Below are 22375 nucleotides of genomic sequence, written 5' to 3'. Positions count from 1 at the left end.
GTGTCCTAGTGGGTCGGCCCGAGAAAGGCCAGCCATCGGCGTTCGGCGAGGCGGAACAGGCCGACCAGCGTAAAGGTGATCGCCAGGTAAATCAGCGCGGCGATGCCGAACGACTGGAAGGTCAGGAAGGTCGCCGAGTTGGCGTCCCGCGCGACCTTGAGGATGTCCGGGATGGTTGCGGTGAACGCCACGGTGGTCGAGTGCAGCATCAGGATGACTTCGTTGCTGTAATACGGCAGCGAACGGCGCAGGGCCGACGGCATGATCACGTAGGCATACAGCTTCCAACCGGTCAGGCCGTACGCCTTGGCCGCTTCGACTTCGCCATGGTTCATGCTGCGGATTGCCCCGGCGAAAATCTCCGTGGTGTAGGCGCAGGTGTTCAGGGCAAAGGCGAGGATGGTGCAGTTCATCGCGTCGCGAAAGAAGCTGTCGAGCAAGGGCTGCTCGCGCACGGCGGCCAGGCTGTAGATGCCGGTGTAGCAGATCAGCAACTGGATATACAGCGGCGTGCCTCGGAACAGGTAAGTGTAGAACTGCACCGGCCAGCGGATGTAGAAGTGGCTGGATACACGGGCGATGGACAGCGGAATCGAGACGATGAAACCGATGAAAATCGAGGCGCTGAGCAGCCACAAGGTCATGGCGAGGCCGGTGATGTTCTGGCCGTCGCTATATAGGAAGGGTTTCCAGTATTCCTGCAGGAGTTCGATCATCGTACAGCCTCCCGAGTACCGGCGGCGTAGCGGCGTTCCAGCCAGCGCAGGACCATGTTGGAGGCACTGGTGATCACCAGGTAGATCAAGGCGGCGAGCACCAGGAAATAGAACAGTTGATAGGTGCTTTTACCGGCGTCCTGCGCGGCCTTGACCAGATCGGCCAGGCCGATGATCGAGACCAGTGCGGTGGCCTTGAGCATCACCATCCAGTTATTGCCGATACCTGGCAGGGCGTAGCGCATCATCTGCGGGAACACCACGATCCAGAACCGCTGGCCGCGCTTGAGTCCGTAGGCAACGGCGGCTTCGACCTGGCCCCTTGGCACTGCGAGGATCGCGCCACGAAAGGTCTCGGTGAAATACGCGCCATAGATGAAACCCAGGGTCAGGACCCCGGCGCTGAACGGGTTGATCTCGATGTATTCCCATTCCATGTAATCGGTGAACGAGGTCAGCCAGGTTTGCAGGCTGTAGAAAATCAGCAGCATCAGGACCAGGTCCGGTACGCCGCGAATCAGGGTGGTGTAGCACTGGGCAGGCAAGCGCAGCAGTTTGACTTTTGACAGCTTGGCACTGGCGCCCAGCAGGCCGAGCAATACGGCCACCAGCAGCGACATCGCTGACAATTTGATGGTCATCCAGGTGCCTTCCATCAGCAATGGACCGAAGCCCTTGAGGCTGAAGGCTGAGAGCCCCAGATTTTGTAGGAGGTTTTCGAACATAAATCAGCAACCTGATCGGAAGAAAAAAGCGCCCATCGCGAGATGGGCGCCTGGCATTATTTGCCGCTGTACAGATTCAGATCGCCAAAGTGTTTCTTCTGGATGGTGGCGTAGGTGCCATCATCGTGTAACGCTTTGATACCTTTATCCAAAAGCGCTTTCAGCTCGGTGTTACCTTTCTTAATGCCGACAGCGGTTTTGGAAGGCAGAAGTTCGTTGTCGACTGCCTCGCTGACGTCATAGTCGGCACCCTGCGGCGACTTGAGGAAGCCCAGTTCGGCTTGCAGCATGTCCTGGATCCCGGCGTCGAGACGGCCGGAGGTCAGGTCGGCATACACCTGATCCTGGTTCTGGTAGGCCTGGGTTTTCACACCGGCCTTGTCCAGCACGGCTTTGGCGTAGGCTTCCTGGATGGTGCCTTGCTCGTAGCCGACGGTTTTGCCCTTGAGCGAGGCGACGTCTGCCGTGACGCCCGAGCCTTTCTTGAACACGTAGGCGGTTGGGCCGGAGAACAGCTCGCTGGAGAAGTCGATGACTTTTTCGCGGGCAGGGGTAACGGTCATCGACGAGATCACACCGTCGAATTTATTGGCCTTGAGGCCCGGAATCATGCCGTCGAAATCGCTCTCGACCCACTTGCACTTGACCTTCAGCTCGGCGCAGATCGCGTTACCCAAGTCGATATCGAAACCTACCAGGCTGCCGTCAGCCGCTTTCGACTCGAATGGCGCGTAGGAAGGGTCAACACCGAAACGCAATTCCTTGTATTCCTTGGCCAGCGCGGAGCCAGCCGTTACGCACAACGCCAGTGCAGACAGGGTCAGCAATGCTTTTTTCATTATTCAATCCCTAAGAACCAATATGAGCGCTTGTGGCGCAGAATTATTGTTACTGGAAGCGTAAGACCTAATGAAAGTAGCAATTTCCGAACCAGAGTGGCGAACAAGCGTTTAAAAGGCTTTTCAGGAAATTGCCGGATGGGATTAGTGCACGAAAATGGGCGTCGTGAATAGGGTGCACCGTTTTGGGGGTGGGGATGTCGGCGGTCAGGCCAACAAATCCTGCAACGTCCCCAGATTGTCAGCCTCTTCGATGGTCTTGTCCTGACGCCAGCGCAGCATGCGGGGAAAGCGAACGGCGATGCCGCTCTTGTGGCGCTTGGACAGGGCGATGCCTTCGAAGCCCAACTCGAACACCAGGCTGGGTTTGACACTGCTGACAGGGCCGAACTTCTCGATCGTGGTCTTGCGCACGATGCTGTCGACCTGGCGCATTTCTGCGTCGGTCAGCCCCGAGTAGGCCTTGGCAAAAGGCACCAGGGTGCGTTCGCTGGCGTCGGGCGGACCGTCCCACACGGCGAAGGTGTAATCGCTGTAGAGGCTGGCGCGGCGACCATGGCCGCGTTGGGCGTAGATCAGCACCGCATCGACGCTGAACGGGTCGACCTTCCATTTCCACCAGGTGCCCATGTCCTTGGTCCGGCCAACGCCATACAGCGCGTCGCGGGCCTTGAGCATCATGCCCTCGACGCCGAGACTGCGGGAGGCTTCACGTTGGCGGGCGAGGTCGAACCAGTCTTCGCTGGTCAGCACGGGGGAAGGCAGCAGCACCGGGTTATTGCACTGGACGATGACCTGTTCCAGTTGCGCGCGGCGTTTGGCTTGAGGTTGGTTGCGCCAATCCTCGCCCTGCCATTCCAGTAAGTCGTAGGCGAGAACCACCACCGGCACCTCGTCGAGGATCTTTTTGCCCAGGGTCTTGCGGCCGATGCGCTGCTGCAGCAGGGCGAACGGTTGCACGGCGGGTGCGGACGGCGCCGCTGGATCGAAGGCGTCCTCGGTGTCGGGCCGGGTGTTTTTCCACGCCACGATCTCTCCGTCGATCACCGTGCCGTCGGGCAAGCCATGGATCAGGCTGTCGAATTCGGGAAAGCGTTCGGTCACCAACTCTTCACCGCGCGACCAGACCCACAACCGCCCCTCGCGCTTGACCACCTGGGCGCGGATGCCGTCCCACTTCCATTCCACCTGCCACTGGCTGGCCGGGCCGAGCAGGGCTTCGAACTGTTCGACGGGGTGCGACAGCGCGTGTGCCAGGAAAAACGGGTAGGGCTGGCCGCCGCGCTGGGCATGTTCGTCGACGGATTCGGCGGCGATCAGCTTCAGGTAACTGGCTGCGCTCGGACGGTTGGACAGGTCGGTGTAGCCGACCAGCCGCTGGGCCACGCGTTTGCTGTCCAACTGCGCCATCGCCGCCAGGGCGCGGGTGACCAGCAGCTTGGAGACACCCACGCGAAAGCTGCCGGTGATCAATTTGATGCACAGCATCAGGCTCGGGCGATCCAATTGTGCCCAGAGCGAGGGCAGGCGCTCGGCAAGTGTTTCAGGGGTTTCACCGCGCAGCGGCAGCAGTTTTTCCTCGATCCACAGCGCCAATCCATCGGTGGAGCTATGGGGCGCCTCGGGCAGGACCAGCGAGATGGTCTCCGCCAGATCGCCCACCGCTTGGTAACTCTCCTCGAACAGCCACGGCGACAGGCCGGAGTAGGTGACCGCCAGCTCGCGCAGGACGCGCACCGGCACCAGTTGCCGAGGTCGGCCACCCGACAGGAAGTACACCGCCCAGGCGGCGTCTTCAGGCGCGGCGTGCGCAAAATAGCGCTGCATTGCCGCAAGCTTGGCGTTGCTCGACGTCGTGGCGTCGAGGTCGGCGTACAGCTCGGCAAACGCTTTCATGGCAGCGCCTCGGCGGTGGTTGACTGTTCTTCTTCATCGTCACCGTATTCGGTGTTGAAGCCCTGCGCATCGAGCCCCTGCTCGCGCAGGTGGCGGACCAGCACGCCAATCGATCCGTGGGTCACCATGACCCGCTCGGCGCCCGTTTGCTCGATGGCCCAGAGCAGACCGGGCCAGTCGGCGTGGTCGGACAGCACAAAGCCGCGGTCCACGCCACGTCGGCGCCGTGTACCGCGAAGGCGCATCCAGCCACTGGCAAAACCATCGCTGTAGTCGCCGAAACGGCGCATCCAGGTGCTACCCCCGCCGAAGGCGGCGCGAGGACCAACGCCTTGCGCATCATCGGATCGTTTTTCTGGACTTCGCCGGCGTAGATCGTCGGCGGGATATGGATGCCGCCTTCGCGATAAACACGGTTCAGTGGCTCGACGGCGCCATGCACCAGGATCGGGCCGAGGCTGGCATCGATGCCGTGGAGAATCCGCTGGGCTTTACCGAACGAGTAGCAGAACAGCACGCTGGCCTTGTCCTGGGCGGCATTGGCTTGCCACCACTGATTAATCTCGGCGAAAACTTCTGCCTGGGGTTGCCAGCGATAAATCGGCAAGCCGAAGGTCGATTCGGTAATGAAGGTGTGGCAGCGTACCGGTTCGAACGGAGCACAGGTGCCGTCCGGTTCGATCTTGTAATCACCGGAGGCCACCCAGACTTCACCGCCGTATTCCAGGCGTACCTGTGCTGAGCCGAGCACATGGCCAGCGGGATGGAAGCTCAAGGTGACGCCGTGATGTTGCAACCGTTCGCCATAGGCCAGGGTTTGCAGGTCGATGTCCTGGCCCAGTCGCGCACGCAGGATGCCCTCGCCGGGCGCGGCGGCCAGGTAGTGCTGGTTGCCGCTGCGAGCGTGGTCGCCGTGGGCGTGGGTGATGACCGAGCGCTCGACCGGCCGCCACGGGTCGATGTAGAAATCCCCGGCCGGGCAGTACAAACCTTCGGGACGTGCGATGACAAGGTCCATGGAGTGACCACGATGGAGGACTTGTTAGCTAAGAGGCGGGGGTGGGGCGGGAAGTTCTATCGGGATTTTCAGGTGACTGTGCTGAACCTGTGGGAGCGGGCTTGCCCGCGATAGCGTTAGGTCAGTCAACATATTCGTCGCTGACACATCGCTATCGCGGGCAAGCCCGCTCCCACAGAAGGGGGGGTACAGCTCACTTACCAGGCGTCAACGTCAGCCGCTTCGTCCCGTACACCTTGTCGAAGTTCTGCGGTTGCATCGGCAGGCTCATGTATTGGCCCTTGAGCCACGGGTCCACGCTATCGAGGTAGTGCGGGCTGGCCGGGTTGCCGGATTGGCCGGTTCCGTTCTGGCCCATCAGCGGTTCGGCCTGGCCGAAGTCGACGATAAAGCGCATGGCCGGAGCCTGAGTGGTGTTGAAGTCTTCACCCCAGGCGAACGCCGCCATGTTCAGCGTGGTGTGGTCGCCGCCGGCGGCGACGGGGGCACGCACGGTCTGGCCGCTGGCGTTCTTCCATTCGTAGCGGTGCAACTTGCCCCACTGCCAGGCCCTGCGATCACCGCCCAGTTGGCTGTCGCCGGCGCTGATGGCCGCCGCCAGACTGCGGGCGAGAATGGCCGGTTTGTCTTCTTTCTGTGGTGTGCGGGTGTCATCCCAGAAAGGGCTGTCTTCGCGGCCGAGCAGGTGGTCGGCCTGGGCGGCGTAAGACAACTTGCCATTGGCAATGAAGGCTTTCCACGCAGGGCTGGTTGGCGAGCCGAGCTCATCGAGGAATATCTGCTTGGCGCTCTCCTGCAGAAACAGCTCGTAAATCGCCGCATCGGCGGAGGTCGGTGTGAGCTTGCCGTCGAACGCCATCAACCGGCCCAAGGCTTCGCGAGCCTTGCCGCGATCCGCTTCCGGCAAGGCCTCGATCGCCTGTTTCAGCGGCTGGGCCATGCCCGGTGCGCTGAACATCTGCTTGAGTTTCGCGGCGAAGGTGGTGGTCTGGTCATATTGCATGGCGATCACGCTGCGGCTGTCGTGTTTGCCCACGCCGGCCAGTTCCGCCAGGCGCTCACCACGCTCCGGAGCCGCCCAGGAGTTGGACAACTGCATGCCATAGCCGTGAGGAATCACGCGCTGGTTGGCTGTGCCGAGCCAGCCTTGGGCAGGGTCCTGATCGTAGGGGTGCAACATCGGATCGGCGTAACCGTCCCAATCGTAGCGTCCTTCCCATCCCGGCGAGGGCAGCAGGCCTTCGCCTTCGCGGCGATTGGGGTAGCGGCCGGTCACTTGCCAGCCGATGTTGCTGGCGTCGGCGAACACCAGGTTGAGCGTGATCGCCCGGATTTCCCGGCTGGCGTCCGACGCTCTCTCGACATTCTGCGCGCGGGACAGGTCGAAAAATGCATCCAGGGATTTGTCATCGGCAAAGCTCGGCGTCTGCAAGGCCAGGCCGAAACCGTTGCCCAACGCGGTGCCCTGGGCACTGTTGAGCAGCGGGCCGTGGCGTGTTTCATACACCGCTTCGCGGATTGGCCGCTGACCTTTGACGAAATAGGTTTCGTTGCGAACAATCACCGGTTGCCATTTGCCGCCGGCTTCGTAGGTCAAGCTGTTGCCCTGGCGTCGGATTTTTCCAGGAACAGGTCCTGGTTGTCGCCCATGACCGACGCGGTGCTCCACGCCACCTTGCCGTTGAAACCACCCAGTACCATCGGCAAACCGGCAATCGTCACGCCGGAAGCCTGGTACTTCGGTGAGCGAATCTGCACGTAACTGAACAACGATGGCACGCCCAACGGGCCGTGGCTGTCGCTGGCCAGCAGGCTTTTGCCACTGCGGCTGCGTTGCGGCGCGATTGCCCAGTTGTTGGACGAGGTGGCGCCCAGCAGATTCAGGCTGGACAGTTGGCCGGTGGCTTTGTCGAGTTCGGCGAGTCCAGCAATTGCCCCGTTGAGCTTGAGGCCCTTGAGTTTTTCCGCTTCGGCGTCTGGCAGTTTCTCGTCAGGGGCGGACGGCGTGAGCCATGGCAGTTTGTCGGCAGTCAGCGATTGGGCGAGTACCAGCGAGGCGATTTCCTCGGGCAAATTCGCCGACTGGCTGAAGTTGAGCAGACAGAAGATCAGCGCCGAATCTTCAGGTTTCCAGTATTCGGGCTTGTAGCCGCTGGCGGCGAGGTCGGCCGGTAGCTTGTCGCGGTAGCGGAACAGGTAGGCGTTGACCCCGCGGGCGTACACCTCGAAGAAGCGCTTGAGCCGCGGCGAAGAGGCCTTGTACAGCTCATCGGCACTTTTCTTCAGGTTAACGGCGCGCATGTAGCGGTCGGCGTCGAGCAGATCGGCACCGGACATTTGCGCCAAACGACCCTGGGCCAGCAGGCGCAGGGTGACCATTTGCGTGATGCGATCGCTGGCGTGCACGTAGCCGAGGGCGAACAGCGCATCGTGGAAGCTGTTGCTTTCGATCAGCGGCATGCCCATGGCATTGCGGCGCACCGAAACGTTCTGCGCCAGGCCCTTGAGCGGTTGCACGCCAACAGCGGGCACCAGGCTGTCCTGGGCATTGAAAGTCTGACACCCGCTGAGGCTCAGGACACCGGCCACTGCTGCGGCAACGCCGAACCGGGGAAGAAAATGTGTAAGGGCTGGCGAGGCCATGGCAAGGCTCCTGCGGGGGTAGCGTCAGTAAAGGCGCTACGTTAGTGAGCACGAGGTGACCGCGCAAGCGGGGCAGCGGGTTATTTCAAGATTTGTCGGACGAATGCTTGCCTGTGGCGGGGGTTGATGCTCAAGTGCCGGACATTCAAGACCTTGCAGGGGAAATCGGCATGGAGCTCAAGGCTGACGCAGCATTGATCATCATCGATCAGCAGAAAGGCATTCTGGAACCACGGCTGGGGCGGCGAAACAATCCACAGGCTGAAGAGCGCATGCTTGAACTGATCGGGGCTTGGCGGCGTACCGGGCGGCCGCTGTTTCATGTGCAGCATTTGTCGCGTTCGCCGGAGTCGGTGTTCTGGCCGCAGCAATCAGGGGTGGAATTTCAGCAGCGCTTCGCGCCACTGGCCGGTGAGCAACTGATCCAGAAGCAGGTGCCGGATGCTTTTTGTGCTACCGGGCTGGAGGCTCGCTTACGCGAGGCGGGGATCGAGCAATTGGTCATCGTCGGTGTGGCGACGAACAACTCGGTGGAGGCCACTGCGCGAACGGCCGGGAACCTGGGGTTTGACGCGTGGGTGGCGCACGATGCGTGCTTTACCTTCGACAAGGCGGATTACTTCGGCCAGCTACGCAGCGCTGAGGAAGTGCATGCGATGTCGTTGGGGAATTTGCACGGGGAGTATGCGACGGTGGTGGGAACTGCGCAGATTTTGGCTGCTGTCTGAATGTGGTGGTGGCTGTCAGGCCGCCTTCGCGAGCAAGTCGAATCGTCGCACCGCCGCTTCCATAGGGATTGATGGTGTACACAAAATCTTTGATTAACACCGAACCCTGTGGGAGCGGCGGTGCGACGATTCGACTTGCCCGCGATAGCGGTCTAACCGGCGAAGCAATTCTCGGCCCGAAGCATCAAGCCCCGTGGCACTTCTTGAATTTCTTGCCATTGCCGCAAGGGCAAGGGTCGTTGCGACCGACATCTTTCAGGGCGTTGCGTGCAGGCTCCTGGGGAGCGTGGTTGCAGTGCGGGCCGTGGACGTGGCCATGGTCGTGATCATGGTGATGGTCGTGATCGTGATCGTGGTTGCAATCAGGGCCATGAACGTGGGGTTGCTGGGTCATCGGGTGTGCTCCGGAATTAAATCGGCGGGGATTATCACGCCATTGCGCGCCAGGTGCACGTAGTGCGCGATGAATAAACCGGTTTCCAGCTCACCTTCCAGTCGATAGGGGATGGCCTGGTCGGATTTTTCCAGCAGTTTCACCAGTTCGCGCACCTTGGGCCACAGGTTGGTGCGAATCGGCACCTTGAAAAATCCGCTGCGCTTGGGTCCCACGGTAAACCAGTGCTCGTGCTCGCCTTCCGCCAGCAAAATGTTGCCCAAGTGTATGCGGTATTCGAGACCCCGGACGGTCAGGTCATTGTCCGCGGGGTTGTCCACCCGAAAATACAGCTCGAAGCGTTGCTGCATCAGCCTGGCCTGGACGACTTCGACCTTGACCAGGTGCACCGCAGGGTCCGGCGCGTCGTCGCCGAACCACGACGCGCAGCCGCCAAGCCCAAGCAGCAGGGGCAAGGTGAACAACAACTGTGCGAACCGATGGCTGATCATGGTGGCATGTCTCCCTTGAGCCCCAGTCTAGTTCGTCACCGATCACTCAACTGGCAAAATACCCTGCGCAGCATTTCTTGAACTTCTGCCCGCTGGCGCAGGGACAGGAATCGTTGCGGCCCGCCTTGAGCGTCACGGTGGGATCGATGAAGTACCAGCGCCCGGCGTTTTGCACGAATGAAGAACGCTCGCGATGACTGTGTTCACCGCTGCCGTCATGCCAGCGTGCAGTGAACGTCACGAAAGCGTGTTCCGGTTGACCACCGAACACCTCGGAGCTTTCGACCTCAAGACCCAGCCAGGTGCTTTGCGCGCTCCAGTCACTGATCGATTGTCGGTCCAGTCCCGACTGTTGTGCGGGCAGAGTGGTCGCCACCAGGTAATCGACCAGGCCCAATACGTAGGCGCTGTAGCGCGAACGCATCAAGGCTTCGGCGCAGGGGGCCGGGTGGCCGGCGTGGAAATGGCCGCAGCAGGCGTCGAGGAGTGTGCCGCTGCCACAAGGGCAAATGGATGTACTCATTGCGTTACCACCAGTATTTCCCGAAGTTTTCCGGATTGGCCCAGAAGCGAGAGTTGAGCCAGTCGGGGACTTGTTTGTAATCAAGCAGATCGTAGGTGAACAAGGTCAGCACCTGTTCGTCGCGCTGGAAGCGTTCGCTGGCTTGCAGGGCCAGGGAGAAAAAGTCGGTGTCCTGCCAGCCGCTGGCGGACACATCGGCGATCACCGCCAGGCGACTGGCATTGAGGTTGCGAATCCCCCCGAGCAGATTCAGACCGTCGCGCTTGGGTAAATGTTCGAGGCAATCGACCACCAGCGCGAGGTCGAAACGACGTGCTGCCAGTTCGGCCGGCAACGGTCCGGGCGCGGCGTGGGCAATGCAGGTATCCGGGTGCGCGAGCCGGAAGGCCTCAAGCGCCGGGAACTCGCTGGCGCCGATCACCAACAGGCGCAGCGGGGCATAACGATCAAGCAAAGCGGCCAGCGCCTGCTGCGGCGTGCGCGAAGAGATTGCTGCAGTCATCAAAGATCCTCAATCAGAATGCCAAGACTAGCGCGCCCAAAGGCCCAGATATAGAGCGGCCAGACGCCACATGGGACGACCTGCCGTGAATACGGGACAAAACTGCAATGGCCTATTGCTGGCGGAGATTAAAACTCGGGTCTTTACTCCCTGAATCGGTTCTAAGCCGATCCTTCAGGAGAAAACTAGATGAGCATAGTTCGGACAGCACTACCCTTGGTTCTGCTAACCAGTGTGTTGACTGGTTGCGCAGGTTTGCAGAAAACCGACTGGCCGACCTGTGCGGCTGTCGGCGGTGTCGTGGGCGCGGGGCTGGGCGCGACGGAGAGCTCGGCCTGGGCCGGCTACGGTGCCCTGCTGGTTGGCGGTACGGCCGCAGCTTATTGCTGGGTACATGGTGATGGCGACGAGGACGGTGATGGCGTGCCGGACAGCCGTGACAAGTGCCCGGGTACGCCTCGAGGCGTGAAAGTCGATGCCGATGGCTGCCCACCACCTGTGCCTGCGCCAGTGGTTGAAGAAGTGGTTGTGGTCAAGGAAGAAACCATTGTCATCCGTGATGTTCACTTCCAGTTCGACAAAGCCACCCTCACGGGTGCTGACAAACAAGTCCTGGATAAGGTCGCCACTCGCCTGAAACAGGAAAACAGCAGCGCTCAATTGACCGTGACCGGTCACACCGACAGCGTCGGCAGCGATGCCTACAACCAGAAACTGTCGGATCGCCGCGCCCATTCGGTGGTGGAGTACCTCGTCGAAAGTGGTGTGCCACGCAGCAGTTTCGTGTCTGTGACCGGTGCGGGTGAGAGCCAGCCGGTAGCCGACAACAAAACCGCTGACGGCCGTGCACAGAACCGTCGCACGGAAATCAAAATCAACCGCTGAACCCCTCGCATCCGCGGCTTGTGCAGTCGCGGATGCGGGTCTTTACTCCTGTGTAGCCGGCATCGGCCGGTAACACAGGAGCTTTCCATATGAGCGTACTCATTCGGACCGTCTTGCCGGTCATGCTGCTTGGCAGCCTGCTGACCGGTTGCGCCACTCACAGCGATGGCACTGCCCCCCTCAACCAACGCACTTGGCCGATCTGTAGCCTCATCGGCGGGCTGGTGGGTGGCGGCTTGGGCGCCATTGAAAGTGGTGGGTGGGCGGCCGGTGGTGCGGCGCTCGGCATCTTGAGCGGCGGCCTTATCTGCTACGCCCAGGACGGTGACGAAGACGGAGACGGCGTATTCGATCGGCGCGATCGTTGCCCTGACACACTGTCCAACACCCCAGTCGATCATCGCGGCTGCCCGTTGCCGCAATACCCTGCCAGCCAGAAACCGGCCGAGCCTGCTCCTGTGGAAGTCATCACCCTGAGCGATGCCGGTGCCGTGTTGTTCGCCTTCGACAAGGCCGACCTCACGCCGGCGGCCCAGGATCAACTCGATCAAGTGATGCCCAGGTTGCAAAGCCCTGACGTGAAGACCATCAAGATCATCGGGCACACCGACAGCAAGGGTTCTGACGCCTACAACCAGGCGCTGTCCGAACGCCGGGCCAGCAGCGTGGCGGCTTACCTTTTGGGCATGCACATCGCGCCGGAGAAAATCACCAGCGAAGGTCGCGGCGAGAGCGAACCGGTCGCCGATAACGAAACGGACGAGGGCCGGGCGAAAAATCGCCGGGTGGAATTGCACCTCAATCGCTGAGGCCCGCGCTAGAGCCGTCGGATCGTTCCTACAGGCGATTCGACGGCCATCGTGCAATCTTCATGAAGTATTTTCCATTGCCCTCTGGCTTATCCCGCGTGGAAGCCGTTACTGTGCGCAAAAGAATAATTCTCACCGGAGGAGCGTATGAAGGTGTTCTGGGGGCTGGGGAAGCTGTTGACCCTGCTGTTCTGGGCGGTGGTGCTGGTCAATGTGTTGACCCCCTTTGTCTATCCGTTGCACGTACTGGTCAATCTGGCCGGCGGCTTGCTGGCGGCCCTTCATCTTCTCGAGGCGGTATTCTGTTTTCGCAGCCTTCGCGGTCGTACCCACCCCTGGCGCGATCGACTGAAGATCCTCTTTTTTGGTGTTTTTCACCTGCAAACCATTCCGGCGCCCGCCGAAACTAAGGCTTCCCATGCGTAAACTCTGTCTGCTTGCCGCACTTATCAGCCCGTTCGCCTGTGCCCAGGTGGTCAGCGTCGAAACCAACTCCCTGATGCGCCTGCCCAACGCCACCAGCACGTTGAAGCTGGAGCGCCTGGAGGTGGCCGATTACGGTACTTTGCTGGTGCCTTCCAATGTCACCGAAGTCAGTGTGGATGAACTGCATCTGGGGCGTGAGGCGCGGATTGCCATTGTGCCCGGCGAAAACGCCCTTGAATTGAAGGTCAATCGCGCGCAGCTGTCCGAGGGCAGTCAGATCACTGCACGTGGCGCTCCGGGTACTTATCAGAAGGCGGCCCGGGCAGGGCGTAATCTGAATCTGCAGATCAAGACGCTGGACGCGCCGCTGCTGTCGGTTGATGCCCGTGGCGGTACCGGGGCTCCGGGGTTTGTCGGGCTCGATGGCGCCAATGGCCAGGCTCCGGGCTGCACCTGGGGGCAGGCGGGTCGCGGGTCCGATGGCAGCAACGGCAGTGACGGGCAACCGGGCGCGCCGGGTGCACTCGTTCGCCTGGCCCTGCCGCAGGATTACCCGGCCGAGCGGATCAAGGTTCAGGTCGACGGCGGTGCCGGCGGCTTGGCCGGGGCTGGCGGCAAGCCGGGGGCGGGTGGCAAGGCCAAGGGCTGCCTGATCTACAAGACCGATGGTGGGAAGAACGGCAAACCAGGGGTGGATGGACAGCCTGGCGTGGCGGGCGCTGCGGGTTCGGTGACGGTGCAGCGGTTGTAATCCGCGGGGTTGCTGTACCTGTCTGGGAAGGCTGGATCTGTGGGAGCGGGCTTGTCGAGGCGTCGAACCGTCGCGATGGTCGTCAACGATGACGCTGGCCACCTGACACCCCGCGGTGCCCCGACCACCATCGCGGACAAGTCCGCTCCTACAGAAATCAAAATCGACGCGATCCCCTGTAGGAGCGAGTTTACTCGCGATGGTCGTCAACGATGACGCTGGCCACCTTACACCCCGCGGTGCCCCGGCCACCATCGCGAGCAAGCTCGCTCCTACAGGGGGGCGGTATTAGAAGGTCGGTCTGGCCGCGGCAATCGCCACCAGCACCAATCCGATAATCAAATTGATCCCCACCAGCCGGCGAATCCTCCCCAGCACCGCCGCGCCTGCCGGCCAATCCTGCGCCGTCACTGCCGTACGCAGCTCTGGCAACATCAACGCCTGTATGCGGATGAACAACGCGGTCATCACCAGATACAGCCCCATCATGATCTGCACATAACGCGGCGCTGCCTCGAAACCGCTGTATTGCAGATGGATCATGCCCACGCCGCTGATCGGCAGCAGCACGACCGCGACCCAGACCCAGCGGAAAAAACCTTGAAACACTTCTACCCACAGCTTCAGTCGGGCAGGGCCTTCCAGGGCCTTCACGGCGGCGGGGCGCAGGACCATCCAGGCGAAGAACATGCCGCCGACCCAGACCAGGGCGGACACGACATGCAGGGTGTAGACAAGGCTAAAAGGTGTCATTCGGGTACTCCGTTCTGCGCGGGATTGATTAGCGGGGTATGATAGCGACCGATTTGGGGGCGTTCTCCACTAATTTCCCCGTCGCGCCGGGTCTGCTGTTGTGCAGGGCAAGGCGCGAGAAGCGTGGTTTGGTCATTCCAAATAAGCTTCGAGCAACGCAGCCCTGCGCAACAGCAGACCCGGCCCTTCGGGTTGTGCCTTAAAAAGGGCCAGGCTGCGTTGCAGGCCTTGGAAAGGGAGCAACCATTCCCCGCGGCCTGCGCCTTGCCTGGCCCGTTTTAAGGCGACAACGCGGCGGGGAAATCAGTGGAGAACGCCCCCAAAACCACTGAAAATTTATCCAGCGTTTTTAGCGCCCGACAATTCATGATCAGCACTGAACTCAAAACCACGATCCAGGGCGCCTATTCGCGTTTTCTCGAAGCCAAGAGCCTCAAGCCGCGCTACGGCCAGCGCCTGATGATCGCCGAAGTCGCCAAGGTGCTCGGTGATATCGACACCGACGATGAAGGCCGGCGCAGTGGCGAGCCCGCGGTTGTCGCGGTGGAAGCCGGCACCGGTACCGGTAAGACCGTGGCTTACAGCCTGGCCGCGATCCCGACCGCCAAGGCCGCCGGTAAACGCCTGGTGATCGCCACCGCGACCGTCGCCCTGCAGGAGCAGATCGTCTACAAGGACCTGCCAGACCTGATGCGCAACAGTGGGCTGAACTTCAGCTTTTCGCTGGCCAAGGGCCGTGGCCGCTACATGTGCCTGTCCAAGCTCGACATGTTGCTCCAGGAAGGCCATGCGCAAACCGCCACGGCGCAGCTGTTCGAGGAAGAAGGCTTCAAGATCGAGGTGGATGAGGCCAGTCAAAAGCTGTTTACCAGCATGATCGAGAAGCTCGCGGGCAATAAATGGGACGGCGATCGCGACAGTTGGCCCAACGCCCTGGAAGATGCCGATTGGGCGCGCCTGACCACCGATCACAGCCAGTGCACCAATCGCCATTGCCCGAATTTTGGCCAGTGTGCCTTCTACAAGGCCCGCGAAGGCATGGGCAAGGTCGACGTGATCGTCACCAACCACGACATGGTCCTGGCCGACCTGGCCCTGGGCGGCGGCGCGGTATTGCCCGATCCGCGCGACACCCTCTACGTGTTCGACGAAGGTCACCACCTGCCCGACAAGGCCATCGGCCACTTCGCCCACTACACGCGCCTGCGCTCCACGGCCGACTGGCTGGAGACCACCGCCAAGAACCTCACCAAGCTGCTGGCGCAACACCCGTTGCCCGGCGACTTGGGCAAGTTGATCGAACAGGTGCCGGAGCTGGCCCGGGACATCAAGACCCAACAACAATTCATGTTTACCGCGTGCGAACAAGTTGCCGATTTCAAGCCCGGCGAAGACGTCGAGGGCCGAGAGCGACCGCGTCATCGCTTCACCGGTGGGGTGATCCCCGAGCACATGCGCGAGATGGGCATCGAATTGAAAAAGGGCTTTGCCCGTTTGACCGACCTGTTCACCCGGCTTACCGATCTGCTCAAGGAAGGCATGGACGGCGAGGTCAACATTGGCATCGCCAGTAATCAGGCCGAAGAGTGGTATCCGTTGTTCGGCAGCCTGTTGTCCCGTTCCTCGGGCAACTGGGAGTTGTGGACCGCGTTCACCGTCGAAGACCCGGAAGACAACCCGCCAATGGCGCGCTGGCTGACCCTGGCCGAAAGCGGTTCGCTGTTTGACATCGAGGTCAACGCCAGCCCGATCCTCGCGGCGGAGATGCTGCGGCGCAACCTGTGGAACGTGGCCTATGGCGCGCTGGTGACCTCGGCAACCCTGACGGCACTCGGCACCTTCGACCGCTTCCGCATGCGCGCTGGCCTGCCAAAGAAAGCCGTGACGGCAGTGGTCCCAAGCCCTTTCCACCATGCCGACGCCGGCGTGCTGCGAGTACCGAACCTCAACGCCGACCCCCGTGATGCGGCGGCGCACACCGCAGCGATCATTCGCGACCTGCCGGAGTTGGTGGAAGGTTCACGCGGTACGCTGGTGCTGTTTTCCTCGCGTAAACAGATGCAGGACGTGTTCGATGGCCTTGACCGTGACTGGCGCAAGCAAGTGTTCATTCAAGGCAACCTGTCCAAACAGGAAACCCTGAACAAGCACAAGGCGCGGGTCGATGGTGGCGATTCCAGTGTGCTGTTCGGTTTGGCGAGTTTCGCCGAAGGTGTCGATCTGCCTGGCGCCTACTGCGAGCACGTGATCATCGCCAAAATCCCGTTTTCGGTGCCCGATGACCCGGTCGAAGCGGCGTTGTCCGAATGGATCGAAGCGCGGGGCGGCAATCCGTTCATGGAAATATCCGTGCCCGACGCCTCGCTGAAGCTGGTCCAGGCCTGCGGCCGCCTGCTTCGCACGGAAGAAGACCGCGGCACTATTACCTTGCTCGACCGGCGCCTGGTCACCCAACGCTATGGCAAAGCCATCCTCAATGCATTGCCGCCTTTCCGTCGTGAAATTTCCTGAAGACCCGGTGGGCAAATCTGCCCGCCGTGTTGTCTATCTCTCTGTCATCGCTTTTCCACTGGCCTTCATGGGTCGTTAGGGAGAACTTCGTTCTTATGATCCGCCGTTCGTTGCCCGCTGTATTCGCCGTACTCCTTGCCACCCCCGTTTGGGCGGCATCAGCCGGCCAGCAGACGCTGTTCAACTTTGTCCGTCCCGCCGATGTGGTCCAGGTGGCGACTCAGGACGCCAGCCTGCCGCAATCGAATGCCGAGCAGACGCCGGAAGGCGAGGTGCTGCGGCGGGTCACGTTCAATCCGGCGGCGCAACCGACGCTGCGCCTGACGCCGCAAACCGGGGCCTGGGACTGGTCGCAGTCGGGGATGATGAGCCTGCGGATCCAGAGCGCGATGAACTGGGCCGTGACCGTCTACGTGAAAATCCAGAGTAACAATGGCCAGACATTGGTCAGTCGCGTCGACCTGCCAGCCGGCCCGGCGCAGACGCTGCTGGTGCCGTTGCAACCGAGTACGCCGCTGAACCTGGGCATGAAGGCCGGTCCACCCATGCCGATGACCATTGACGGCCAGCGCGTGTTGCTCGCCAGCAGTACCGGTGAACTGGATCGCAGTCAGGTGGTGTCGGTAAGCCTGTCGATGGATCAACCCAAAGCTGCGCAGAGCATCCTGCTGGAACGTTTCGGGGTGCAGGATGGCGAGGCCGTGATTCAAGCTGCCTACGGCGCACTGGTGGATACCTACGGGCAATCGACCCGGGCCCGGTGGCCGGAAAAAATCAGCAGCGACGAGCAGCTCAAAAGCGCCCTCGCCAAGGATCAGCAACAGATCGGGACATGGCTGGCCGAGCGTCAGAAGGCTGCGCTCGATAAGTTCGGCGGTTGGACCAAGGGCCCGACGTTCCACGCCAGCGGTTTTTTCCGCACTGAAAAACGCGAGGGTCGCTGGTATCTGGTGACGCCGGAAGGGCACCCGTTCTATTCGCTGGGCGTCAACACCGTAGCGCCGGATGTCAACCAGACCTACGTTGCCGGCCGCGAGTGGATGTTCGAATCGCTGCCCAAACCCGACGAGCCACTGGCCAGTCATTACGGGGAGGGCAACAACCAGGGCGGTAATGGCGTCGACCAGGGCCGTGGTTACAACGCAGGCCGCTGGTATGACTTCTACGGCGCCAACCTGCAGCGCCTGTATGGCAACCCTTGCGCGCCGGCCAGTGATACCAAGGCCGGGGTCGCCGAAGCGGCCAAGGCCGATGCGGTGCAAGCGTCCACCGAGAAAGCTGTCGAGCAGCCTGTGGTCCCGTCCGCCAGCGAATCCGGTGTGGCCGAAGCCGCCAGGACGGGCGCCGAGGACGCGAGCCGCGCCAAATCGGTTGAGCCCTGCACCGCCGTGATTGATCAAAAGCGCTGGGCCAGCCACACCCTGGATCGCCTGCAAGCCTGGGGTTTCAACACCCTTGGCAATTGGAGCGCTCCGGTGCTGGGCAACGCCGATCGTGTGCCCTACACCTTGCCGCTGTCCATCGTCGGCGATTACGCCAGCATCAGCACGGGAGCCGACTGGTGGGGTGGGATGCCGGATCCGTTCGACCCGCGTTTTGCCATGGCCACCGAGCGTGCCGTGGCGATCGCCGCTCGCGATCATCGTGACGATCCATGGCTGATCGGTTACTTCGCCGACAACGAACTGGCCTGGGCGGGGCCCGGCGATGATCCCAAAGCCCGTTACGCGCTGGCTTATGGCACCCTGAAATTGACCACCGACGTCCCGGCCAAACGGGCATTCCTCAAGCAACTGCGCGATAAGTACCGCAACCAGGCTGGCCTGTCGAAAGCCTGGGGTATAGAACTGCCCGCCTGGGAGTTGATGGAAGACCCCGGTTTCGAACCGCCACTGCCGAGCGCTGAGCACCCGGAAATCGAAAACGACTTCAAGTATTTCCAGAAGGTCTTCGCCGAAACGTACTTCAAGACCATCTCCGACTCGCTGAAATGGCACGCTCCGAACCAGTTGTTGCTGGGCGGTCGCTTCGCCGTCAGTACCCCGGAAGCCGTGGCATCCTGCGCGAAGTATTGCGACGTGTTGAGTTTCAACATGTATACCCTGCAACCGCAGGACGGTTATGACTTCGCCAGCCTGCGCAGCCTCGACAAGCCGGTGTTGATCACCGAGTTCAATTTCGGTTCGGCCGATCGCGGTCCGTTCTGGGGCGGCGTCACGCAGTTGTCCAGGGAGGAAGATCGCGGGCCGGCTTACGCCCATTTCCTCAAGCAGGCGCTGAGCGAGCCGTCGATTGTCGGCGTGCACTGGTTCCAGTACCTCGACCAACCGGTGACCGGTCGCCTGCTGGATGGCGAGAACGGACACTTTGGCCTGGTAGGCATTACCGATATTCCGTTCCAGGGCTTTGTCGACAGCGTGCGCAAAGCTAACCTGGCGGCCGTCGATCAGTTGGGCAAGGAGGCAGAAAAGCTCAAATCCGAAGCGGACAAGGCCAGTCATGATGCCGAGGGGGGGCGCCAGGGCGAGGCCAAGGGGGCAGGGCATGCCGGTGGGCATTCGGGGAATGGGCATTAAGGCCTGAAACCGATCTGATCGTTCCCAGCGGAGCGTGGGAACGATCACAACCCCACCCCCAAACCGACCGCCCAGCCCAACCCTGTTCCCAAAACCCTCAATGGCTGGAACAATGCCGGCCAGTTTGTTCAAGGTATGTCCGAGGAAGGCAGGGTGCAGATTCAGGGTCATTACGAACTCCGGTTCGAAGCGGTGCGTGAAGCGTTTGCCGCGTTGTTCGACGATCCCCAGGAGCGTGGTGCGGCGCTGTGTATCCAGGTTGGCGGCGAAACGGTCGTTGATCTCTGGTCCGGTACTGCCGACAAGGACGGTCTGGAGGCCTGGCACAGCGACACCATCGCCAACCTGTTTTCCTGCACCAAGACCTTTACGGCTGTCACCGCTCTGCAACTGGTCGCCGAAGGCAAGCTGCAACTCGACGCGCCGGTTGCCCGCTATTGGCCCGAGTTCGCGGCGGCCGGCAAGGAGTCGGTGACCCTGCGCCAGTTGCTCTGCCATCAGGCCGGCCTGCCAGCGTTGCGCGAGCTGCTGGCCCCGGAGGCGTTGTACGACTGGCAAACCATGGTCGATGCCCTGGCCGCCGAGACGCCCTGGTGGACACCGGGAACCGCGCACGGGTATGCCGCCATCACCTATGGCTGGCTGGTGGGCGAGTTGCTGCGTCGTGCCGACAATCGCGGACCCGGAGAGTCAATCGTGGCCCGCGTGGCCAAACCCCTGGGGCTGGATTTTCACGTCGGTCTGGCGGATGAGGAATTCCATCGTGTGGCGCACATCGCCCGTGGCAAGGGCAATGTCGGCGACGCCGCAGCCCAGCGCCTGCTGCAGGTGACGATGCGCGAACCGACGGCCATGACCACGCGGGCTTTCACCAACCCGCCATCGGTCCTGACCAGCACCAACAAGCCCGAGTGGCGGCGTATGCAGCAACCGGCGGCCAACGGCCACGGCAACGCGCGTAGCCTGGCCGGTTTTTATGCGGGATTGCTCGATGGCAGCCTGCTGGAAAGCGAAATGCTCGAGGAGCTGACCCGCGAACACAGCATCGGTGAGGACAAGACTTTATTGACCCGGACCCGTTTTGGCCTGGGATGCATGCTCGATCAGCCTGACGTGCCCAACGCAACCTACGGGCTTGGTCCGCGGGCGTTTGGCCATCCGGGCGCCGGTGGCTCCATCGGTTTCGCTGACCCGGAACACGATGTCGCCTTCGGTTTTGTTACCAACACGCTGGGGCCATACGTTTTGATGGATCCGCGCGCGCAGAAACTCGCACGGGTACTGGCCACTTGTCTGTAAAACACGCTCACGGGTTCCAGGGCCGGAACCCGGAGGCCTTTATGTTCTCCAATCGTCTGTTTATCCGGGTCCTGCCGGCCTGTTTTTCATGATCACTTTTTTGTGGATATCCAATGTCATTCAATAAAACCACCCTCGCAATGGCCCTGTGCGTCGCAGTCACCGGTTGTGCACAGAACCCAAAAAATGATTCCGACGGCGGCAGTTGGTGGTCGTTCGGCTCCTCGGACAAAGTCGCGGCGAAAGAGCCGGCTCCTGCTCCTGCCCCGGTAAAACCGGTTGCCGCAGCCCCGGTGGCGAAGGCCGAAAGCTCCAACCCTTGGTACTGGCCGTTCGGTTCCGAAGAGGCCCTGGACAAGAAACCCGAGGTAAAACCTGAAGCCAAACCGGTGGAAGTGGCCAAGGCCAAGGCCGAGGCCGAGTCCAGTGGCAAGTGGTGGTGGCCTTTCGGTGGCAAAGAGCAGAGTACGGCCAAGGCTGTGCCGATGCCCGACCCGAAAGTGACCCAGGCCTGGCTCGACGATTACGAGCCGCGCTTGCGAACCGCGATCAAGGACAGCAAATTGGAATTGGAGCGCCGTGAGGATGTGCTGGTGATCACCGCGCCGGTCGAAGGCTCGTTCAACCCGGACCGTCCGGCGATGTTGTTGCCAGTGACCCTGGGTCCGTTCACTCGCGTGGCGAAAATTCTCGAAGTTGATCCGAAAACTGCGGTGTTGGTCCTCGGCCACAGCGACACGTCGGGTGTCGCTGCAGCCAACCAGAAACTCAGCCAGGAACGCGCGCAAGCGGTGGCGGCGATCTTCCGTCTAAGCGGCTTGCAGCGTGATCGCCTGATGCTGCGCGGCATGGGCAGCGACGCTCCGCGTGCGGCCAACGACAGCGTAGAGGGCCGTGCCCTTAACCGTCGTGTTGAAATGTTGGTGACGCCGCAAAACACCATGGTCGCGCTGCTGAGCAAATACAACATGCCAGCCCCGGCACCGGTCAAAATGGTTGCGGCCCAGGACGTCAAGCCAGTGGCCAAGCCTGTCACTCCGGCACCAGCCACGAAGAAAGCCGACGTGCCAGCCACGAAAAAGGCGCCGGCCAAGAAAGCTGCTGCCAAGGCCCCCGCCAAGAAAGCGCCGGCTAAAGCACCCGCGAAAAAGACCACGCCGGCCAAGGCGGCCACCACTGACAAGAAAGTCGCCGCTGCTGATGCGGTAAAAAAGTGATTCGTTAATCAAAAGGAATGCGCCATGACCCAGGGCCTGGCTGATATGCGTCGCGATTACACCCGTGATGGCCTGACCGAGGCGCAAGCCCCGGCCGAGCCGTTTGCGCTGTTCCACCAGTGGTTTGCCGACGCGGTGAAAACCGAGCAGGCGCCGGTGGAAGCCAATGCCATGACCCTGGCCACCGTCGACACGGACGGCCGGCCGCATTGCCGCATTCTTCTGCTAAAGGGCCTGGACGAGCAGGGCTTCACGTTTTTCACCAACTACGAGAGCGCCAAAGGTCAGCACCTGGCCGCGAACCCGTTTGCGGCCATGACTTTCTTCTGGCCGGCCCTGGAGCGCCAGGTGCGCATTGAAGGGCGGGTGATGAAGGTTACGCCCGAGGAGTCGGATGCCTATTTCCAGGTCCGGCCACTGGGCAGCCGCCTCGGTGCCTGGGCTTCTCCGCAAAGTCGGGTGATCGCCGATCGTGGCGAACTCGAAGCGTTGCTCAGGAGCACCGAGCAACGCTTCAGCGATACGCAGCCTCATTGCCCCGAACACTGGGGTGGTTATCGCCTGCTGCCGGAACGCATCGAGTTCTGGCAGGGCCGTTCGAGCCGTCTGCACGATCGTATAAACTACCGTGCGCAGGGCGCCGACTGGATTCTTGAACGTCTGGCACCCTAGG

General features: G+C 61.7%; 19 protein-coding genes and 2 pseudogenes. 10 read left to right on the top strand and 11 right to left on the bottom strand.

The annotated features are described in order from the left end of the window. Nucleotides 1–5 precede the first annotated feature (5 nt). From AB4N33_RS15725 to AB4N33_RS15700, 6 genes and pseudogenes are all read right to left on the bottom strand, one after another. Nucleotides 6–716, bottom strand: coding sequence for an ABC transporter permease (locus AB4N33_RS15725; RefSeq protein ID WP_460117424.1), 711 nt, complete (start codon nt 714–716; stop codon nt 6–8). Further along, nucleotides 713–1441: an ABC transporter permease gene (locus AB4N33_RS15720; protein ID WP_460117422.1), complete on the bottom strand. Its 729-nt coding sequence runs from the start codon at nt 1439–1441 to the stop codon at nt 713–715. Before AB4N33_RS15720 ends, AB4N33_RS15725 begins: the two co-directional genes overlap by 4 nt. A gap of 56 nt (nt 1442–1497) precedes the next feature. Then, the gene (locus tag AB4N33_RS15715; protein ID WP_460117420.1) at nt 1498–2280 is read right to left on the bottom strand and encodes a transporter substrate-binding domain-containing protein; all 783 of its coding nucleotides are present in this window, start codon (nt 2278–2280) and stop codon (nt 1498–1500) included. Between the two features lie 207 nt (nt 2281–2487). Continuing rightward, nucleotides 2488–4176: an ATP-dependent DNA ligase gene (locus tag AB4N33_RS15710; RefSeq protein WP_476457706.1), complete on the bottom strand. Its 1689-nt coding sequence runs from the start codon at nt 4174–4176 to the stop codon at nt 2488–2490. Then, nucleotides 4173–5194 (bottom strand): annotated as a pseudogene (locus AB4N33_RS15705) (ligase-associated DNA damage response exonuclease). Before AB4N33_RS15705 ends, AB4N33_RS15710 begins: the two are co-directional and overlap by 4 nt. A gap of 193 nt (nt 5195–5387) precedes the next feature. Beyond that, a pseudogene (locus AB4N33_RS15700) lies at nt 5388–7837 on the bottom strand (penicillin acylase family protein). A 170-nt stretch (nt 7838–8007) separates the two neighbouring features. On the opposite strand from AB4N33_RS15700, the gene AB4N33_RS15695 reads away from it, so the two are divergent. Then, nucleotides 8008–8565 (top strand): cysteine hydrolase family protein, encoded by a 558-nt coding sequence (locus tag AB4N33_RS15695; RefSeq protein WP_476458830.1) that lies wholly within the window; start codon nt 8008–8010, stop codon nt 8563–8565. A 184-nt stretch (nt 8566–8749) separates the two neighbouring features. Here the strand turns inward: AB4N33_RS15695 and AB4N33_RS15690 are convergent, their stop codons facing one another. The 4 genes from AB4N33_RS15690 to AB4N33_RS15675 are packed head-to-tail and all read right to left on the bottom strand — an operon-like array spanning nt 8750 to nt 10475. Then, the gene (locus tag AB4N33_RS15690) at nt 8750–8959 is read right to left on the bottom strand and encodes an SEC-C metal-binding domain-containing protein (protein WP_476457705.1); all 210 of its coding nucleotides are present in this window, start codon (nt 8957–8959) and stop codon (nt 8750–8752) included. Beyond that, nucleotides 8956–9450 (bottom strand): LEA/WHy family protein, encoded by a 495-nt coding sequence (locus AB4N33_RS15685; protein ID WP_460117411.1) that lies wholly within the window; start codon nt 9448–9450, stop codon nt 8956–8958. The genes AB4N33_RS15690 and AB4N33_RS15685 overlap by 4 nt, the downstream gene beginning before the upstream one ends. Nucleotides 9451–9496: 46 nt before the next feature. After that, nucleotides 9497–9973, bottom strand: a complete 477-nt coding sequence (locus tag AB4N33_RS15680) for a YchJ family protein (protein WP_476457704.1) — start codon at nt 9971–9973, stop codon at nt 9497–9499. 4 nt (nt 9974–9977) lie between these two features. After that, complete coding sequence (locus tag AB4N33_RS15675) at nt 9978–10475, bottom strand: DUF6231 family protein (protein ID WP_460117409.1); 498 nt, start codon at nt 10473–10475, stop codon at nt 9978–9980. A 189-nt stretch (nt 10476–10664) separates the two neighbouring features. On the opposite strand from AB4N33_RS15675, the gene AB4N33_RS15670 reads away from it, so the two are divergent. From AB4N33_RS15670 to AB4N33_RS15655, 4 genes are all read left to right on the top strand, one after another. Beyond that, nucleotides 10665–11360 carry a PA1041 family peptidoglycan-binding anchor lipoprotein gene (locus AB4N33_RS15670; protein ID WP_460117408.1) on the top strand — a complete coding sequence of 232 codons (696 nt, stop codon included), beginning with the start codon at nt 10665–10667 and terminating at the stop codon, nt 11358–11360. 89 nt (nt 11361–11449) lie between these two features. Further along, nucleotides 11450–12169, top strand: a complete 720-nt coding sequence (locus tag AB4N33_RS15665; RefSeq protein WP_476457703.1) for a PA1041 family peptidoglycan-binding anchor lipoprotein — start codon at nt 11450–11452, stop codon at nt 12167–12169. A 147-nt stretch (nt 12170–12316) separates the two neighbouring features. Further along, nucleotides 12317–12595 (top strand): DUF1145 domain-containing protein, encoded by a 279-nt coding sequence (locus tag AB4N33_RS15660; protein ID WP_460117406.1) that lies wholly within the window; start codon nt 12317–12319, stop codon nt 12593–12595. After that, nucleotides 12588–13346 (top strand): collagen-like protein, encoded by a 759-nt coding sequence (locus AB4N33_RS15655; protein WP_460117405.1) that lies wholly within the window; start codon nt 12588–12590, stop codon nt 13344–13346. Before AB4N33_RS15660 ends, AB4N33_RS15655 begins: the two co-directional genes overlap by 8 nt. Before the next feature lie 288 nt (nt 13347–13634). Here AB4N33_RS15655 and AB4N33_RS15650 read toward each other — a convergent pair whose 3' ends face one another. Further along, entirely contained in the window at nt 13635–14099 is a 465-nt protein-coding gene (locus tag AB4N33_RS15650) for a CopD family protein (RefSeq protein ID WP_476457702.1), read from the bottom strand. Between the two features lie 366 nt (nt 14100–14465). Here AB4N33_RS15650 and dinG point away from each other — a divergent pair, with 366 nt between their 5' ends. The 5 genes from dinG to pdxH all read left to right on the top strand — a co-directional run bounded on the left by dinG (nt 14466) and on the right by pdxH (nt 22374). After that, entirely contained in the window at nt 14466–16610 is a 2145-nt protein-coding gene (gene dinG, locus AB4N33_RS15645; protein ID WP_476457701.1) for an ATP-dependent DNA helicase DinG, read from the top strand. 95 nt (nt 16611–16705) lie between these two features. Beyond that, nucleotides 16706–19186: a beta-agarase gene (locus AB4N33_RS15640; protein WP_476457700.1), complete on the top strand. Its 2481-nt coding sequence runs from the start codon at nt 16706–16708 to the stop codon at nt 19184–19186. Between the two features lie 153 nt (nt 19187–19339). Beyond that, on the top strand, nt 19340–20485 hold the full coding sequence (locus AB4N33_RS15635) for a serine hydrolase domain-containing protein (RefSeq protein WP_460117400.1): 1146 nt from the start codon (nt 19340–19342) through the stop codon (nt 20483–20485). A 113-nt stretch (nt 20486–20598) separates the two neighbouring features. Next, nucleotides 20599–21702 (top strand): OmpA family protein, encoded by a 1104-nt coding sequence (locus tag AB4N33_RS15630; RefSeq protein WP_460140101.1) that lies wholly within the window; start codon nt 20599–20601, stop codon nt 21700–21702. Nucleotides 21703–21726: 24 nt separating this feature from the next. Further along, the gene (pdxH, locus tag AB4N33_RS15625) at nt 21727–22374 is read left to right on the top strand and encodes a pyridoxamine 5'-phosphate oxidase (protein WP_460117397.1); all 648 of its coding nucleotides are present in this window, start codon (nt 21727–21729) and stop codon (nt 22372–22374) included. Nucleotide 22375 lies beyond the last annotated feature (1 nt).

The organism is Pseudomonas sp. S1_E05 (genome assembly GCF_056337105.1).
This window is presented reverse-complemented; position numbering and strand designations above follow the sequence as displayed.

Coding starts and splice junctions, on each gene's coding strand:
- AB4N33_RS15725 (WP_460117424.1), bottom strand. CDS start 716: ATGATCGAACTCCTGCAGGAATACTGGAAACCCTTCCTATATAGCGAC.
- AB4N33_RS15720 (WP_460117422.1), bottom strand. CDS start 1,441: ATGTTCGAAAACCTCCTACAAAATCTGGGGCTCTCAGCCTTCAGCCTC.
- AB4N33_RS15715 (WP_460117420.1), bottom strand. CDS start 2,280: ATGAAAAAAGCATTGCTGACCCTGTCTGCACTGGCGTTGTGCGTAACG.
- AB4N33_RS15710 (WP_476457706.1), bottom strand. CDS start 4,176: ATGAAAGCGTTTGCCGAGCTGTACGCCGACCTCGACGCCACGACGTCG.
- AB4N33_RS15695 (WP_476458830.1), top strand. CDS start 8,008: ATGGAGCTCAAGGCTGACGCAGCATTGATCATCATCGATCAGCAGAAA.
- AB4N33_RS15690 (WP_476457705.1), bottom strand. CDS start 8,959: ATGACCCAGCAACCCCACGTTCATGGCCCTGATTGCAACCACGATCAC.
- AB4N33_RS15685 (WP_460117411.1), bottom strand. CDS start 9,450: ATGATCAGCCATCGGTTCGCACAGTTGTTGTTCACCTTGCCCCTGCTG.
- AB4N33_RS15680 (WP_476457704.1), bottom strand. CDS start 9,973: ATGAGTACATCCATTTGCCCTTGTGGCAGCGGCACACTCCTCGACGCC.
- AB4N33_RS15675 (WP_460117409.1), bottom strand. CDS start 10,475: ATGACTGCAGCAATCTCTTCGCGCACGCCGCAGCAGGCGCTGGCCGCT.
- AB4N33_RS15670 (WP_460117408.1), top strand. CDS start 10,665: ATGAGCATAGTTCGGACAGCACTACCCTTGGTTCTGCTAACCAGTGTG.
- AB4N33_RS15665 (WP_476457703.1), top strand. CDS start 11,450: ATGAGCGTACTCATTCGGACCGTCTTGCCGGTCATGCTGCTTGGCAGC.
- AB4N33_RS15660 (WP_460117406.1), top strand. CDS start 12,317: ATGAAGGTGTTCTGGGGGCTGGGGAAGCTGTTGACCCTGCTGTTCTGG.
- AB4N33_RS15655 (WP_460117405.1), top strand. CDS start 12,588: ATGCGTAAACTCTGTCTGCTTGCCGCACTTATCAGCCCGTTCGCCTGT.
- AB4N33_RS15650 (WP_476457702.1), bottom strand. CDS start 14,099: ATGACACCTTTTAGCCTTGTCTACACCCTGCATGTCGTGTCCGCCCTG.
- dinG (WP_476457701.1), top strand. CDS start 14,466: ATGATCAGCACTGAACTCAAAACCACGATCCAGGGCGCCTATTCGCGT.
- AB4N33_RS15640 (WP_476457700.1), top strand. CDS start 16,706: ATGATCCGCCGTTCGTTGCCCGCTGTATTCGCCGTACTCCTTGCCACC.
- AB4N33_RS15630 (WP_460140101.1), top strand. CDS start 20,599: ATGTCATTCAATAAAACCACCCTCGCAATGGCCCTGTGCGTCGCAGTC.
- pdxH (WP_460117397.1), top strand. CDS start 21,727: ATGACCCAGGGCCTGGCTGATATGCGTCGCGATTACACCCGTGATGGC.